Origin of the sequence: Pseudescherichia sp. AS216 (assembly GCF_037152055.1) — a bacterium.
In the GTDB taxonomy this organism is placed as follows: domain Bacteria; phylum Pseudomonadota; class Gammaproteobacteria; order Enterobacterales; family Enterobacteriaceae; genus Pseudescherichia.
This window is the reverse complement of record NZ_JBBCMV010000013.1, coordinates 1-14,860: the sequence shown is the minus strand read 5'-3', so window position 1 is coordinate 14,860 and position 14,860 is coordinate 1. Positions and strand designations below refer to the sequence as shown.

15 protein-coding genes, 1 tRNA gene and 1 other RNA gene are annotated in these 14,860 nt (G+C 58.2%); 10 read left to right on the top strand and 7 right to left on the bottom strand.

Features of this window, described 5'->3' with window-relative positions; genetic code table 11:
• The 5 genes from WFN61_RS20620 to WFN61_RS20600 form a co-directional block, all read right to left on the bottom strand.
• A non-coding RNA gene (locus WFN61_RS20620) (RtT sRNA) lies at positions 1 to 101 on the bottom strand; the annotation flags it as partial.
• 32 nt (positions 102 to 133) lie between these two features.
• Positions 134 to 210 (bottom strand) — tRNA-Pro (locus tag WFN61_RS20615).
• Between the two features lie 91 nt (positions 211 to 301).
• Positions 302 to 1,990 carry a kdo(2)-lipid A phosphoethanolamine 7''-transferase gene (gene eptB, locus WFN61_RS20610; protein ID WP_313572749.1) on the bottom strand — a complete coding sequence of 563 codons (1,689 nt, stop codon included), beginning with the start codon at positions 1,988 to 1,990 and terminating at the stop codon, positions 302 to 304.
• Between the two features lie 214 nt (positions 1,991 to 2,204).
• Positions 2,205 to 2,636, bottom strand: a complete 432-nt coding sequence (locus WFN61_RS20605; RefSeq protein WP_042394035.1) for an organic hydroperoxide resistance protein — start codon at positions 2,634 to 2,636, stop codon at positions 2,205 to 2,207.
• Between the two features lie 85 nt (positions 2,637 to 2,721).
• Entirely contained in the window at positions 2,722 to 3,924 is a 1,203-nt protein-coding gene (locus WFN61_RS20600; protein WP_337039143.1) for an L-lactate MFS transporter, read from the bottom strand.
• Between WFN61_RS20600 and WFN61_RS20595 the strand changes: the two genes are divergently transcribed.
• Entirely contained in the window at positions 3,923 to 4,141 is a 219-nt protein-coding gene (locus WFN61_RS20595) for a hypothetical protein (protein WP_144817925.1), read from the top strand. The genes WFN61_RS20600 and WFN61_RS20595 overlap by 2 nt on opposite strands.
• A 27-nt stretch (positions 4,142 to 4,168) precedes the next feature.
• On the opposite strand, the gene WFN61_RS20590 is transcribed toward WFN61_RS20595, so the two are convergent.
• On the bottom strand, positions 4,169 to 4,861 hold the full coding sequence (locus tag WFN61_RS20590) for an autotransporter domain-containing protein (protein WP_144817924.1): 693 nt from the start codon (positions 4,859 to 4,861) through the stop codon (positions 4,169 to 4,171).
• Between the two features lie 152 nt (positions 4,862 to 5,013).
• On the opposite strand from WFN61_RS20590, the gene tag reads away from it, so the two are divergent.
• Positions 5,014 to 5,595 (top strand): DNA-3-methyladenine glycosylase I, encoded by a 582-nt coding sequence (tag, locus tag WFN61_RS20585; RefSeq protein WP_312235204.1) that lies wholly within the window; start codon positions 5,014 to 5,016, stop codon positions 5,593 to 5,595.
• Entirely contained in the window at positions 5,573 to 6,013 is a 441-nt protein-coding gene (locus WFN61_RS20580) for an N-acetyltransferase (protein WP_257758771.1), read from the top strand. The genes tag and WFN61_RS20580 overlap by 23 nt, the downstream gene beginning before the upstream one ends.
• On the opposite strand, the gene WFN61_RS20575 is transcribed toward WFN61_RS20580, so the two are convergent.
• Positions 5,982 to 8,366 carry a molybdopterin guanine dinucleotide-containing S/N-oxide reductase gene (locus WFN61_RS20575; protein WP_337039142.1) on the bottom strand — a complete coding sequence of 795 codons (2,385 nt, stop codon included), beginning with the start codon at positions 8,364 to 8,366 and terminating at the stop codon, positions 5,982 to 5,984. The genes WFN61_RS20580 and WFN61_RS20575 overlap by 32 nt on opposite strands.
• 114 nt (positions 8,367 to 8,480) lie before the next feature.
• Here WFN61_RS20575 and WFN61_RS20570 point away from each other — a divergent pair, with 114 nt between their 5' ends.
• The 7 genes from WFN61_RS20570 to WFN61_RS21010 form a co-directional block, all read left to right on the top strand.
• The gene (locus tag WFN61_RS20570; protein WP_144817920.1) at positions 8,481 to 9,143 is read left to right on the top strand and encodes an OmpA family lipoprotein; all 663 of its coding nucleotides are present in this window, start codon (positions 8,481 to 8,483) and stop codon (positions 9,141 to 9,143) included.
• Between the two features lie 112 nt (positions 9,144 to 9,255).
• Positions 9,256 to 10,272 (top strand): LacI family DNA-binding transcriptional regulator, encoded by a 1,017-nt coding sequence (locus WFN61_RS20565; RefSeq protein WP_312283244.1) that lies wholly within the window; start codon positions 9,256 to 9,258, stop codon positions 10,270 to 10,272.
• Positions 10,273 to 10,371: 99 nt separating this feature from the next.
• On the top strand, positions 10,372 to 11,133 hold the full coding sequence (locus WFN61_RS20560; protein WP_313448760.1) for a sugar phosphate isomerase/epimerase family protein: 762 nt from the start codon (positions 10,372 to 10,374) through the stop codon (positions 11,131 to 11,133).
• The gene (locus tag WFN61_RS20555) at positions 11,126 to 12,070 is read left to right on the top strand and encodes a sugar kinase (protein WP_238082453.1); all 945 of its coding nucleotides are present in this window, start codon (positions 11,126 to 11,128) and stop codon (positions 12,068 to 12,070) included. Before WFN61_RS20560 ends, WFN61_RS20555 begins: the two co-directional genes overlap by 8 nt.
• Before the next feature lie 63 nt (positions 12,071 to 12,133).
• Positions 12,134 to 13,432 (top strand): MFS transporter, encoded by a 1,299-nt coding sequence (locus tag WFN61_RS20550; protein WP_042394009.1) that lies wholly within the window; start codon positions 12,134 to 12,136, stop codon positions 13,430 to 13,432.
• 14 nt (positions 13,433 to 13,446) lie between these two features.
• Positions 13,447 to 14,421 (top strand): glyoxylate/hydroxypyruvate reductase GhrB, encoded by a 975-nt coding sequence (ghrB, locus tag WFN61_RS20545; RefSeq protein ID WP_144817916.1) that lies wholly within the window; start codon positions 13,447 to 13,449, stop codon positions 14,419 to 14,421.
• 354 nt (positions 14,422 to 14,775) lie between these two features.
• Positions 14,776 to 14,860, top strand: an 85-nt coding sequence (locus tag WFN61_RS21010; RefSeq protein ID WP_442961854.1) for a hypothetical protein, incomplete at its 3' end; no start/stop codon positions are given.

The window sequence follows — 14,860 nt, the reverse complement described above, 5'->3', positions numbered from 1 at the left end:
ACTCGCCCTGCGGGTCGTTGCTAAAGCAACGCTCTCTCGCTGCGCTCGAGTCGAACCTCCTTGCCCCCGGAGGTTCTCATCCTCTCAGGCACAGATGCAAAAAAGCCTGCTTTAAAAGCAGGCTTTTCAAATTTGGTCGGTGATAGAGGATTCGAACCTCCGACCCCTTCGTCCCGAACGAAGTGCGCTACCAGGCTGCGCCAATCACCGAATGCGGGGCGCATCTTACTGCTGGCAACCCCAAGCGTCAATCCCTTATTGTAAAAAAGCCATTCGATCGGTGAGAAACTCACCATGCGGCTTACTTCGCTTTCGCAGCCTTGTCCGGCACACGACACCAGTTGTTGTTCTGGTTGATCCCGCCGTCCGGCGAGGTGTAACCCAGACAGCCCATAATAGTGTCATACAGCTCAACGTGGCGGCGCGGCACCTTCATCGCCGCCTGCTGCTTGAGCTGGGCAAACATCTTCGCTTTCTCCGGGTTCTCCAGATACTTGTCAGACATCCACACCATCATCGGCACGCGGAACTGCTCCGGCGGCGCCATGTTACGCGGCGTACCGTGCAGGTGCTCATGCTCGTTAATCGACTCACCGTGGTCGGCAGCGTAGAAGACGATCGCCTTTTTATTCCGCACCTGATCGATAACTTTGGTAATAAAGCTGTCGACGTAGGTGACCGAGTTGTCATAGGCGTTGATCAGCTCCTGCTTGCTGCACTCCTTATCAATGCCTACGCACTCTGGGGTCCACTGCGCATAGCTGCGCGGATAGCGCTGCACGTAGTTGTAGTGTGACCCTTTGGTATGCAGCACAATCAGGTGCTTACCGGTTGGGTTGTTCTGCAACGCAATGTTAGTCTCATCCAGCAGCAGCATGTCATCCACGTGCTTGCCCCGGTTGCGCGGCTCAGCGCCAATCTGCTCCCGGTAGCTGATGTTGTCCGCCATAGTGTTGCTGTAGAACCACATCTCGCTCTGCATCGCATAGAGATCCGATGAAAAACCGAGCTGCTTAAGTACCGCAAAGATATTTTGCTCCTTCAGGGTACGCTGCGGATTCTCATCTGCCCCGCCCTGCCGGACAAACATACAGCGCAGCGAGAGCTTGGTGGCCGTATCGCAGGAGTAGCCGCGGAACGCCGCCAGGTTCTTCTCCTGAGCAAGCTTAGGCGTGGTATTACGCGCGTAGCCAAAGATGCCCATATGATCCCAGCGGGTCGTCTCACCGATGATAAAGATCACGGTGGTATCCTCCAGGTCTTTAGGCGGTACGTAGGTGAACTTTGTTGCCGGGTTCATTAGCGATTTGTTGTCCGAAGACTCATCCACCTGCGCCCAGGCGTACAGCCCCAGCGCCGACAGCCAGTTGGACGGCAGATAGGAGTTCGCCACCACGCCGCCGTAGCTCGGCATATCCACGCCGGTGCTGCGCTCGACCTTCTTCTGCTGCATGTCCATCAGGCGGATCGGCCCCCAGACCATCAGCCCGGCCAGCACCACCAGCGTCACGCTGCGCAAGCGCTGTCCCGGCGTGCGCAACTGGCGCAGCAGGGTGTAGCGGCAGCGGTTGCTCCAGATAAACAGCAGCGGCAGCGCGCTGACCGCCACTAGCCAAATCACAAAGTGCAGGCCCACCACCTCTTTCGAGAGGTCGATATCCGTGGTCATTACCGAGGCAATAATGCCGTAGCCAATCACCACGTTCAGGAAGGTCATATAGTAGCTGGCCCCGGCGGAGAACAGCACCAGCAGGGTGGCCAGCACGCGCCAGGCGCGGCGGCCCAGCAGCGAAAGCACACGCAGTAAAAAGAAGGTGATCAGTACCGTGCCGAAGAGCTCAATCGCCACGGCACAGGCTTTGGAAAAGGTAAAATCTTGCGCATAGCTGTCAAAACGGCGGAAGAAGACGGCGCAGTTCATAAACAGGCCGATGTATAACGCCAGCAAGAAGCTAAGCCTCTGCTGCGTCATGATTTTGATATATCTCATGCAAGCTGCCCTGTAAAAAGGGAATCAATAAAAGCACCTACATACTGTGTCTTTCACCAGCAGGCAGGTTAATAGAGTGCGATGGAAGTCAAACCAGGTAACTTCTTAAAGCGCGGCATAGTAGACCACAAGGCTTCAAAAAAGTGTCATGAGGAATGTGATCCGGTCAGATATTTACAAAAATATGACCGGATCGAGAGAGGCAGAAAAAAGATTAAGAGGTGATGACGTTCAGGGTAACGTCGATGTTATCGCGGGTGGCATTAGAGTACGGGCAAACGACATGCGCCTTCTGTACCAGCTCTTCCGCTTCCTGACGATCCATGCCCGGCAGGTGAATATCCAGCTGGGCCTCAATGCCAAAACCGGTCGGGATCGGCCCGATACCTACCTGCCCTTCTATATAGGCATCCTGCGGAATTTTCTTCTGCTCTTGCGAGGCGACGTGCTTCAGTGCGCCAAGGAAGCAGGCCGAGTAGCCTGCGGCAAACAGCTGCTCCGGGTTGGTCGCTTCGCCACCTGCCCCGCCCATCTCTTTGGGTACGCCGAGTTTAATATCCAGCACGCCATCAGACGAGACAGCGCGGCCATCACGGCCGCCGGTTGCTTTTGCTTTCGCGCGGTAAACCACTTTCTCTAAAGACATCGGGTGACTCCTTTTTGTTGGAAGCGCTAATCACTAAAGATAGTCGCTGTCACCCGTCCCGGGAGGATTACCGCACGAAAAGCCGTCAGGCATGCACCTGTTTATACACTTTGCTCTGCGGCTGGCGAATGGTGGTAGAGAGTGCCAGAGAGAGGATCAGCAGGGCAAAAATGACGCAGAAGGTAATAAAGAAGCCGCCGAACAGCGAGGCGATAATCGAACCGCAGATGCTGCCGATACCGAAGCCCAAGTAGATCACGCCGTAGTTTTTCGCCAGGTTGTTCAGCCCGAAGAATTCGCTCACCAGCGACGGGAATACGGTAATGGTGCCGCCGAAGTTAAAGGCGATGCAGGCAATGGCGGCGAAGAAGGTCATCGCATTGAGCGGAGCAAACAGCAGCGCGGCCATGCCCACCAGCGAAACCACCTGACCGAGGGTAATCACCCGGATACGGGCAATCTTGTCAGAGAGGATACCCAGCACCAGACGGCCTGTCAGGTTAGCAATAGCAATCACCGTTACCGCGTTGGCTGCGGTAGCCATATCCAGATGCACCATGCCCTGAGCGATATCTTTCGCTACGCCAATCACGTACAGGCCGCTCATGCAGGCGGTCAGGAACATCACCGCCAGCATCCAGTACTGCGGTTTACGCATGGACTGCGCCAGGGTAAAGTCGTTTTCGACCACGCCGTTAGTCATGGTGACTTTCTGCTGCGGGGCGTCTTTCATCAACATCGCGCCAAACAGGATCATACCCATCACAATCGCACCCCAAATCATAAAGGTGCTCTCCAGGCCCACGGTCGCCAGCAGCTGGCTGTCGATGAACTTGAAGCCGAGGCTGCCAAGACCGTAGGAGCCAATGGCGAACGCCGAGATCAGCCCTTTACGCTCCGGGAAGTATTTAACGCAGTTGGAGAGGGTCAGCAGGTAGCCTGCGCCATCGGCCAGGCCCACCAGCACGCCAGCGCTCAGCCAGAGCATCATCAGGTTGTTGGCATGCGCGGTGAGCATCAAGCCAATGCCAAGCAGGATGCCGGAGGCCATTGTGACGCGCTTAACGCCAAAACGCTCCTGCAGCTTCCCGGCCACCGACGAGGAGATCGCCAGGCCCAGGCTGAGCAGGCCAAAGGAGAAGGCGACCTGGCTTACCGGCTCATCGAGCTTTTCTGCCAGCGCGCTGTTGAACAGGCTCCATGTGTAGACCGATCCTAAGGCAAACTGAGTGATGATGGTGCCGACAAGGGTTAGCCAGCGAGTGCGATTTGCGGTTGATGTGTTCATGGCAGTCTTCCTGCATAAGGAAATTAAGAAATTCTCTGCCGTCAACGATAGCGAAGCGCATTTCATGCCGGGTGAAAAAAGGCATGAAATGCAGCGAGGAGGGAATGAAATGCCCTGGAGAGGGAATGAATGGCAGCGCCCCTGTCGGCCGCTGCGTTTTTTAGCGTATAAGTTAGTGGGTACTATCAACGCCAGGCGCGCCAGCCGTGTAGTTTAAATGTTAATCACTTGTTTAAAACAGGTACTAAAACCGCGCGCTCACGCCCATGCTGTAGAGATAGTTCTGCCCGGTGACGTCGTTCTCTGACTGCGACATAGCGGCGTAGGCTGCAAGATGCGGATTGAGCAGCATATCCGCGCCAAAGGTGACGTCCATCCAGTTGCCATACTGGCTGGACGCAGAGAGGCGATTGAGGCCCGACTGGCTCTTCCACTGATTTTCGCCAAACTGCTGGTTGTAGCTAACCTGCGCCCACGAGCGAAGATCGCCAAAGTGGCTGTCTACCCGCCAGCCTACGGAGCTGACGCTGGCATGCCATAGCGGATCGCTAAATTGCAGGTTGGCTGGACTGTCGCCAAACTCATTAAACATCGTTGAGGTTGAGCTGTCGTAATGCCAGACGGCCACCGGCCCGGTGGTGACGCTGTAAGCCAGTGGAAAATTCCACCCCATGCTCATCGTACTGGTGGCGTCGAGTGGGTTATCATCGGGCAGGTTAAAGGTGGCACCAGGCAGGTTCTGTCCTGACCGGATACGCTCCTCCAGAATATCGTCATAGCGTGGTTGGTGATCGCTATCCCATGTATAGCGATCGGTCATATTACTTTGCGGGTCTATCACGATATATTCCTGCTGCCAGGCATTCGCCGTGTGGCAGAAAAACACGCAAACAGACGCTATCGCCAGGCGGCGGCCACTGAATTTTTTAGTGTTCATCAATGCGACTCCAGAAGAGAGCCGAATTCGGCATTATTGTTATCGTTCTTGGTGGGCTTAAAACCCTGTATTAAATATTGTCTCTTTACCAGGGACGTCAAGCCAGCGGCAGTGATTTCTTTTGTGATTCACAGCAACAAAGGGAGCGGAATATGCAACGTTGTGGCTGGGTCAGTCAGGACCCGTTGTACATCGACTATCACGACAGGGAGTGGGGCGTTGCGCAAACCGACGGCCAAAAGCTGTTTGAGATGATCTGCCTCGAAGGCCAGCAGGCCGGACTGTCATGGATCACGGTGCTGAAGAAGCGGGAAAACTACCGCCGCTGTTTCCATCAGTTCGATCCGCAGCGCGTGGCGGCGATGCAGGAGGAGGAGGTCGAGCGCCTGATGCAGGACGCGGGCATTATTCGCCATCGGGGGAAAATTCAGGCCATTATCGGCAACGCCCGCGCTTATCTGGCGATGGCGGAGAGCGGCGAGTCCTTTAGTGAATTTGTCTGGTCATTTGCCGGGCATCCACCCCGCGTGACCCAGGCGGCCACCCTGAGCGAAATCCCCACCTCTACCCCGGAGTCAGATGCTCTGTCAAAGGCGCTGAAAAAACGCGGCTTTAAGTTTGTCGGCACCACCATCTGCTATTCGTTTATGCAGGCCTGCGGCCTGGTCAACGATCATATTACCGGCTGTTTCTGCCATCCAGGAGGCGAGGATGATCCACGAATGGCATCGTAAAGATAGCGCTCCGCTGCTGCAGCTGTGGCTGGAGAGCACCGCCTTTGCCCACCCCTTTATCCGGGAGAGCTACTGGCAAGAGAGCATCCCTATGGTGCGGGATATCTATCTTGCCAACGCTACCACCTGGGTGTGGGAGGACAACGCAGGGCTACAGGGGTTTGTCAGCGTGATGGATGCGCGCTTTGTCGGCGCGCTCTTCGTACGCCCTGCCGCCATCGGCAGGGGCATTGGTCGGGGGCTGCTGGAACATGTCATGCAGCGCCACCCCCAGCTCAGTCTGGAGGTGTACCAGAAGAACACCCGGGCGGTGCACTTCTACCATGCCTGCGGGTTCCGAATTGAGGATTGCGCATGGCAGGATGAAACGCAGCACCCGACGTGGATCATGAGCTGGCAGGCGGATCAAACGCCGTAAGCGTCAGTGCCGGACCGGTATACTTCTCTACCCATGCCAGGGCGGTATTGCCCGCGCAGCCGTTGCCCAGCCGCGAGGTGGGAAGATCCCGCGTCAGCACGTTGACCGCGCCATTTTTACAGATGCCGCCCGCCGCCGGGTCGAGATCCGGCCAGCCGCCCTCATGAATGCAGATCACCCCGGGGCGGATGCCCTCGGTCACGACCGCACCCGCCAGCACCTGCCCGCGCCCGTTCCACACGCGCACCACGTCGCCGGCAACAATCCCGCGCGCCTGCGCATCCTGGGGATGCAGGGTGATGGGTTCACGCCCGGCCACCGCGTACCGCTCGCGCAGTTCGCTGTAGCTCAGCTGGCTATGCAAACGGTGCGCCGGATGCGCCGACAGCACCTGCAATTGTCCGGACTCGGCGTTGCCGTGCCACTCCACTGGCGCAAGCCACATCGGGTGCGGCGGACAATCCGCGTAGCCGTAGCCGGCAATGCGTTTTGAGTAGATCTCGATCTTACCACTGTCGGTTTTCAGCGGATTCGCCTGCGGATCGCGGCGGAAGTCGGCAAAACGGATGAAACGCGCACTCTGCTCGCTCTCCGGCATCTCAATCAGCTGATTGGCTTCCCAGAACTCTACAAACGGCGGCAGGGTCACGCCCTGGCTCGCGCCGCGTTGACCAGCGATCTCATAGAAGGTTTCCAGCCACTGCAGATCGGTTTTGCCCTCGGTAAAGCGCTCCCGGCCCCCCTCTTCCCAGCGCTCGCTCAGGTCAGCGAAGATCGCCAGATCGTCGCGGGCTTCGTCCTGCGGGGCCACGACCTGCTTCATCGGCACCAGATGCTGGTTGCTGTAGTCGCCAGTCATGGTGAGATCGTTGCGCTCAAAGGAGGTGGTAGCCGGCAGAACGATATCCGCGTGTTTCGCGGCGGCGGTCCAGTAGCACTCTGAGATCACTACCAGCTCCGGCTTCTGCCAGGCGCGGATCAGCCGGTTAGTATCCTGATGATGGGTAAAGTTCGCGCCACCGGCCCACCAGATGAAGCGAATATCCGGGAAGTGCCTGTCCATGCCGTTGTGCTGGTACGCGCCGCCAGGGTTTTCCAGCGCCTCGACGATGCGCGCCACCGGGATCTTATCGACCGCATCCACGCCGCCCTGCACGCTGCCCTGCATCGAGGCCAGCACCGCCGCCCGCCGCGTCGGGTTGCCGCCGTTAGCAAAGTGGTAGGAGAGACCAAAGCCGCCGCCCGGCGTGCCGATCTGCCCCAGCATCGCTGCCAGAGTCACCAGCATCCAGTGCTTCTGCTCGCCATACTGCTGACGCTGCATTCCCCAGCCCGACATCAGCATGGTGGTATTTTCATGGAACAGCCTGGCCAGCTCGCGAATTTTCTCCGCCTCAATGCCGCAAATCGCTGCTGCCCATTCGGCGCTTTTCGCTACGCCGTCGCTCTCGCCGCTCAGGTAGGTAGCAAAGACCTCATAGCCCTCGGTGCAGCGCGTCAGGAAGTCGCTGTCCTGCCAGCCGTTCTCCAGCAGGGTATGAGCAATGCCGAGCATCAGCGCTACGTCAGTCCCCATATGCGGGGCGATCCACTCCATGCTGTCACCGAAGAAGTCGACCGTTTCCGATCGCATAGGATCGATGCAGATCAGCCGCTTGCCGCTGCGCCGCAGCCGATCAAAAAAGGCGATGCCCTGCTCATCCGAGGCGTTCCAGGCAATTTTCAGGGTATTAAGCGGGTTAGCGCTCCAGAGCACCACCACTTCGCTGTGCTCCAGCACCAGCGGCCAGCTGGTCTGCTGCTGATAGACCTCATTGCCCCCGACGACATAGGGCATGATCGCCTGCGCCGCGCCGGTGGAGTAATCCCCCAGGTGACCGGTATAGCCGCCGGCAAGGCTCATATAACGCTGTAACAGCGTCGCCGCCTTATGCAGCACGCCGTTGGAGCGCCAGCCGTAGGAGCCAGCAAAGATTGATGACGGACCGTAGCTATCGCGAATGCGCTTATGCTGGGCGTGGATCAGATCCAGCGCCTCGTCCCAGCTAACGCGCACAAACTCATCCTGGCCACGAACGCCCTGCGGGCTCTCCGGCGAGGCGAGAAAGCCTTTGCGCACCATAGGAAAACGCACTCGGGTCTTGCTGTGAACCTGGTCGCGCACCGCCGTCTGGAGCGAGTTCGGATGGGCGGTCGGCAGCGCGCCGCGTGAGTTCAGAACCTGTACGCCATCGGTTTCAACCAGCATAGGCCCCCAGTGGGCCGCGGTCAGAACCGTTTTAATTGTTGTGTTTGCCAAAGCGCGTGCTCTCCGGTCGTAGATGCAGGTGTGATGACCCTTTATACAGGCCATTCAATGTTATTTACAAAATTCAGATTCTTTCCGGAAATTTTCACCCTATTCAGGCGTCATAATCAACCACCACCTTGCAGTGGCTTAGAACGAAAACGTATTTAAGGATAAACAATGAAAAAACGCGTCATTATGATTGCCGCCGCAGTATGCGGTGCCATGGCAATTTCTGGCTGTACGACTAACCCCTACACCGGCGAACGTGAAGCAGGTAAATCTGGCATCGGCGCGGGCATTGGCTCGCTGGTCGGCGCAGGCGTAGGCGTCCTCTCCTCCTCGAAGAAAGATCGCGGTAAAGGTGCGCTGATTGGCGCAGCGGCAGGCGCGGCGCTTGGCGGCGGTGCGGGCTACTATATGGACGTGCAGGAAGCTAAACTGCGCGAGAAAATGCAGGGAACCGGCGTGAGCGTGACGCGAAACGGCGACAACATCGTGCTTAACATGCCGAACAACGTCACCTTCGACAGCAGCAGCGCGACCCTGAAACCGGCGGGTGCTAACACCCTGACCGGCGTGGCGATGGTGCTGAAAGAGTATCCGAAAACGGCGGTGAACGTGGTGGGCTACACCGACAGCACCGGCGGCAAGGATCTCAATATGCGTCTGTCACAGCAGCGCGCCGACTCGGTTGCCAGCTCGCTGATTACCCAGGGCGTAGACGCTACTCGCCTGCGCACCAGCGGCATGGGCCCGGCGAACCCGATCGCCAGCAACAGCACCGAAGAGGGCAAGGCGCAGAACCGCCGCGTCGAGATCACGCTTAGCCCAACGCAGTAAACAGAGACGCTCGCTCCTGTAAGCCCGGTAAGCGCTAGCGCCACCGGGCAAATAACTTGCTTAGGCCGATTTTCTCGCTAAGGTATTCTCACTAAAGCCAGGGAAATCAGCGATGAGCAAATCACAACGCCCCACCATCAGCGATGTCGCAAAAGCGGCGAAAACCGGTAAAACCAGCGTGTCGCGCTACCTCAACGGTGAGCAGAATCTGCTCTCTGAGGATCTGCGTCTGCGCATAGAGCACGCCATTGCCACCCTCGACTACCGTCCCAGCCTGATGGCGCAGGGTCTCAAGCGCGGCCGCACTCGTCTGATTGGCCTGATCATCGCCGATATCACTAACCCCTACTCCGTCAACGTGCTCAGCGGCATCGAGGCCGCCTGCCGGGAGAAGGGTTTTACGCCGTTGGTCTGTAATACCAATAACGAGCTGGACCGGGAGCAGCACTACCTGGATCTGCTCCGCAGCTATCAGGTAGAAGGGATCGTGGTCAACGCCGTGGGGATGCGAGAGGAGGCGCTAAACCGCCTGCAGCAGTCGGCGCTGCCGATGGTGCTTATCGACCGCAAGATCCCTGATTTCGCCTGCGACGTGGTGGGGCTGGATAATACCCAGGCCGCCACCACCGCCACCGAGCACCTGATCCAGCAGGGCTTTGAGGCGCTGCTGTTTCTCAGCGAGCCGCTCGGCACGGTCAATACCCGCCGCGAGCGCCTGAGCGCCTTTCGCGCTACGCTGGCCCGCTACCCCGGCGTGGTGGCGGAAAACGCCGAGACGGTGCTGCACGAGGCCGCACAGATCGATAACACCCTGCGGCAGTTCCACGCCCGCCATCGCGGGATGCGTAAAGCGGTGATCTCTGCCAACGGCGCGTTAACCCTTCAGGTGGCCCGCTCGCTCAAACGCATCGGCCTGCACTGGGGCAGCGACATTGGCCTGCTCGGCTTTGACGAACTGGAGTGGGCCGAGCTGGCAGGCGTCGGCATTACCACCCTCAAGCAGCCCACCTGGCAGATTGGCTACGCCGCCGTTGAGCAGGTGGTACGCCGCATCGACGGGAGTGACAATACTGTTCGCGAGCAGCTCTTCTCCGGCGAACTGATTGTGCGTGGCTCAACGTCTCTCTGATAACCTTCGTGACGACGATCATGCTTTAGAGATAGCGAACTTTTCTTTGGAACCGGTTCCATCTAGCGTTAAGGCAAGAGTTAACGCTGGAGTGACCAGATGGAAAGAAAAATTATTGTTGTCACCGCCGCCTACGGCCATGACCGCCTGACCCAGTTGGGCGGGCAGGTGGCGGTGCTCCCCTTTATCGCTAACGGCGGTGCGGATGGCGTCGAAATCCGCCGGGAGCTGTTTAGCCCGCAGGAGCTGAAGAGCCTGCCCGCGCTGGCCGCCGCCATTGCGAAACACGGTCTGCTGGCCTGCTACTCCGCGCCAGAGCCGCTCTGCCTGCCCGACGGCACGCTGAACCCGCTGCTGCCGGCGCTGTTGCAGGAGGCCCATGCCCTTAACGCCCTGTGGCTGAAAGTCTCCCTCGGCCATTTCCAGCACAAATCGACCCTTGAACCGCTGCGCGCCCTGCTGGCCGAAAGCGGCATGGCGCTGGTGGTCGAAAACGATCAGACCGAGTGCGGCAAAATTGCGCCAATGCAGCGCTTCAGCGCCGCCTGCAAGGTACTGGATCTTCCCGTGACGCTGACCTTTGATATGGGCAACTGGCTGTGGGTGGACGAGTCCCCGGAAGAGGCCGCGCGCCTGCTGGCCCCTGCCGTGAGCTATGTCCACGTGAAGGCTGCCCAGGCTCATCATTTCCATTGGCGTGCCGTGCCGCCAGACCATGACGATCCGCGCTGGCAGGCGCTGCTTGACGCTCTGCCCGCTGACGCACCGCGCGGTATCGAATTCCCTCTTGAAGGGCGCGATCTGACCGCCGTCACGCGCCGCTACGTCACCTGGTTACGCGAGGAGTTTCATCATGCATAACGCCCTGGATGTCATCACCATTGGCGAAGCGATGGCGATGTTTGTCGCCACCGAGCCGGGCGAACTGGCCGAAGCCGAGGCCTTTATCAAGCGCGTCGCAGGCGCGGAGCTTAATGTCGCCACCGGCCTCGCCCGCCTGGGTCTCAACGTCAGCTGGGTCAGCCGCGTCGGATCCGACAGCTTTGGCCGCTTCGTGCTCAGCTCGCTGCAAAAAGAGAGTATCAACAGCGAGAGCGTCACCGTTGATGAACGCTATCCCACTGGTTTTCAGCTGAAATCGCGGGCGGAAAATGGAACCGATCCCATTGTGGAGTACTTCCGCAAAGGCTCTGCCGCCAGTCACCTCTCTTGTGATGACTTTGATACAGCAACGTTTAGCCGAGCACGGCACCTGCACCTGAGCGGCGTGGCGGCGGCGCTGTCCGCCAGCGCTTACGATCTTCTGGATCATGCAGCAAGCACCATGAAAGCGCAGGGAAAAACGATCTCTTTCGATCCTAATCTGCGTCCGGTGCTGTGGAAAAGCGAAGCGGAGATGGTTGAGAAGCTGAACCGTCTCGCCTTCCAGGCCGACTGGGTGCTGCCAGGCTTGAAAGAGGCCGCCATCCTGACGGGCAAAAGCACGCCGGAGGCCATGGCGGACTTTTATCTGGATCGGGGTGTTAAAGCGGTGGTGATTAAAACCGGTGCCGACGGAGCATGGTTCAAAACCGCCGCCGGTGAGCAGGGCGCGGTTGCCGCCGTCAGGGTAGATAACGTCGTCGATACCGTTGGCGCAGGAGATGGCTTCGCCGTTGGGGTGATCAGCGCCCTGCTGGAGGGAAAAACCTTCCCGCAGGCGGTAGCACGCGGGAATAAGATTGGCTCGCTGGCGATCCAGGTTCCTGGCGACAGCGAAGGCTTACCGACGCGGGCGCAGCTCGCAGAAACGTTCTAATTACAGATCCTCTGTACCCTACACAACAGAGGCAGCATAAACCTCAACATTCGAGGCAAGCCTATGAAAAGTTCGACCAATGCAGCTAAACGCTGGCTGTACATTATGCCGATTATATTTATCACCTACAGCCTGGCCTACCTTGACCGGGCCAACTTCAGCTTCGCGTCCGCTGCCGGTATTAACGAGGATCTGGGCATTACCAAAGGCATCTCATCGCTGCTGGGCGCGCTCTTCTTCCTCGGTTACTTCTTCTTCCAGATCCCCGGCGCACTCTATGCCGAGCGTCGCAGCGTTCGCAAGCTGATCTTTATCTGCCTGATCCTGTGGGGAGCGTGCGCCTCGCTGACCGGCGTGGTCAATAATATCCCGATGCTGGCTGCCATTCGCTTTATTCTGGGCGTAGTGGAGGCGGCGGTCATGCCGGCCATGCTGATCTACATCAGCAACTGGTTTACCAAATCCGAACGTTCCCGGGCCAATACTTTCCTGATCCTCGGTAACCCGGTCACGGTGCTGTGGATGTCGGTGGTTTCCGGCTACCTGATCCAGTCCTTCGGCTGGCGTGAAATGTTCATTATTGAAGGCGTTCCGGCCATCATCTGGGCATTCTGCTGGTGGGTACTGGTAAAAGATAAGCCCGAGCAGGTGAAGTGGCTGGCAGACGATGAAAAGGCCGCGTTAAAAGCACAGCTGGAGAAAGAGCAGGAGGGTATCAAAGCGGTACGTAACTATGGTGAAGCTTTCCGCTCGCGCAACGTTATCTTGCTCTGCATGCAGTACTTCGCCTGGAGCATCGGCGTGTACGGTTTCGTGCTGTGGCTGCCGTCGATTATCCGCAGCGGCGGCGCAAACTTAGGCATGGTAGAAGTGGGCTGGCTCTCCTCTGTCCCCTACCTGGCCGCGACCATTGCGATGATCCTCGCCTCCTGGGCCTCTGATAAGCTGCAAAACCGTAAGCTGTTCGTCTGGCCGCTGCTGCTGATCGCTGCCTTCGCCTTTATTGGCTCCTGGGCGGTGGGTGCAAACCACTTCTGGATCTCCTATACCCTGCTGGTGATCGCCGGTGCGGCGATGTACGCCCCTTACGGCCCCTTCTTTGCCATCATCCCAGAGATGCTGCCGCGTAACGTGGCGGGCGGCGCTATGGCATTAATCAACAGCATGGGCGCACTCGGCTCCTTCTTTGGCTCGTGGTTTGTGGGCTATCTCAACGGTTCCACCGGCAGCCCGTCCGCATCGTACATTTTTATGGGGGTGGCACTTTTTGTTTCGGTATGGCTTACTTTGATTGTTAAGCCTGCCAATAATCAACAGGCTCCAGCCCGCATGATGCGCGCCGGACGCCCCTCAACCCATTGATTACGGAGATACGCATGAAGCCGTCCATCATCCTGTACAAAGCACTGCCTGACGATCTGCATCAGCGTCTGGAAGACCACTTTACCGTCACCCAGGTCGACAATCTCGACCCGGAGACGGTACAAAAAAACGCGGAGGCGTTTGCAGATGCAGAGGGCTTGCTGGGTTCGAGTGAGAAAGTGGACGCGGCGCTGCTGGAAAAGATGCCGAAGCTGCGTGCCGCCTCCACCGTGTCGGTTGGCTACGATCAGTTCGACGTTGATGCCCTGAACGCGCGGGGCATTTTCCTGATGCACACCCCTACCGTGCTGACGGAGACGGTTGCCGATACCATGATGGCGCTGGTTCTCAGCACCGCCCGACGCGTGGTGGAGGTGGCGGAGCGAGTGAAAGCAGGCGAATGGAAACAGGGTATTGGCCCGGACTGGTTCGGTATCGACGTGCATCACAAAACGCTGGGCATCATCGGGATGGGCCGCATCGGTCTGGCGCTGGCGCAGCGGGCACACTTTGGTTTCGGCATGCCGATCCTCTATAACGCCCGCCGTCATCACAGCGAGGCGGAAGAGCGTTTCCAGGCCCGCTACTGCGATATCGACACGCTGCTGCAGGAGTCAGACTACGTTTGCGTGGTGCTGCCGCTGACCGACGAAACGCACCATATGATTGGCGCAGAGCAGTTTAAGAAGATGAAGTCGTCCGCCATCTTTATTAACGCGGGCCGTGGTCCGGTGGTAGATGAGCAGGCGCTGATTGCGGCGCTGAAAAGCGGTGAGATCCACGCCGCCGGGCTGGACGTCTTTGAGCAGGAGCCGCTGCCGGTGGATTCGCCGCTGCTGAGCCTGCCGAACGTCGTTGCCCTGCCCCATATCGGCTCGGCAACGCACGAGACGCGCTACAACATGGCCGCCTGCGCCGTCGATAACCTGATCGACGCCCTCAACGGCAAGGTAGAGAAGAACTGCGTGAATCCACAGATAGCGAAGTAAATCGCAGACAACAAAAATCCATGCTTCGGCGTGGATTTTTTTCGCCTTTATTAACGATTCCTCTAAAAATCAGTCATATAGATTCACCCTGTTTTTAGATGATCCATAGCTGTCTGAATTTTTAAATTTCAACAGCAACCCTGCCCTAAATCAAATTAATAGCGCGTTATCCCGCCTCGTCAATTGACATGTTCTGCCTGAAGTATTTAATGCCTGAGCAACAGAGAACCCTATTTATCTGGAACATACGTTAGGACGCGCGACAGATAGCCTTGATGCAAACGAAGCCCTGGCTGCTTACATCCACCTGCTCAAAAGCTTTCGTCCCCACGCCTGACAACAGGGAGAGTTGTTATGTTTGCAGCCGCACGCGTTGGGGATGACATCGGTCACTCCGCCGCCCTGGCCGGGATGATGGCCGGTACCGTTGTGGGTGGAT

Coding starts and splice junctions, on each gene's coding strand:
- eptB (WP_313572749.1), bottom strand. CDS start 1,990: ATGAGATATATCAAAATCATGACGCAGCAGAGGCTTAGCTTCTTGCTG.
- WFN61_RS20605 (WP_042394035.1), bottom strand. CDS start 2,636: ATGTCTTTAGAGAAAGTGGTTTACCGCGCGAAAGCAAAAGCAACCGGC.
- WFN61_RS20595 (WP_144817925.1), top strand. CDS start 3,923: ATGGCAGTCTTCCTGCATAAGGAAATTAAGAAATTCTCTGCCGTCAAC.
- WFN61_RS20600 (WP_337039143.1), bottom strand. CDS start 3,924: ATGAACACATCAACCGCAAATCGCACTCGCTGGCTAACCCTTGTCGGC.
- WFN61_RS20590 (WP_144817924.1), bottom strand. CDS start 4,861: ATGAACACTAAAAAATTCAGTGGCCGCCGCCTGGCGATAGCGTCTGTT.
- tag (WP_312235204.1), top strand. CDS start 5,014: ATGCAACGTTGTGGCTGGGTCAGTCAGGACCCGTTGTACATCGACTAT.
- WFN61_RS20580 (WP_257758771.1), top strand. CDS start 5,573: ATGATCCACGAATGGCATCGTAAAGATAGCGCTCCGCTGCTGCAGCTG.
- WFN61_RS20575 (WP_337039142.1), bottom strand. CDS start 8,366: ATGGCCTGTATAAAGGGTCATCACACCTGCATCTACGACCGGAGAGCA.
- WFN61_RS20570 (WP_144817920.1), top strand. CDS start 8,481: ATGAAAAAACGCGTCATTATGATTGCCGCCGCAGTATGCGGTGCCATG.
- WFN61_RS20565 (WP_312283244.1), top strand. CDS start 9,256: ATGAGCAAATCACAACGCCCCACCATCAGCGATGTCGCAAAAGCGGCG.
- WFN61_RS20560 (WP_313448760.1), top strand. CDS start 10,372: ATGGAAAGAAAAATTATTGTTGTCACCGCCGCCTACGGCCATGACCGC.
- WFN61_RS20555 (WP_238082453.1), top strand. CDS start 11,126: ATGCATAACGCCCTGGATGTCATCACCATTGGCGAAGCGATGGCGATG.
- WFN61_RS20550 (WP_042394009.1), top strand. CDS start 12,134: ATGAAAAGTTCGACCAATGCAGCTAAACGCTGGCTGTACATTATGCCG.
- ghrB (WP_144817916.1), top strand. CDS start 13,447: ATGAAGCCGTCCATCATCCTGTACAAAGCACTGCCTGACGATCTGCAT.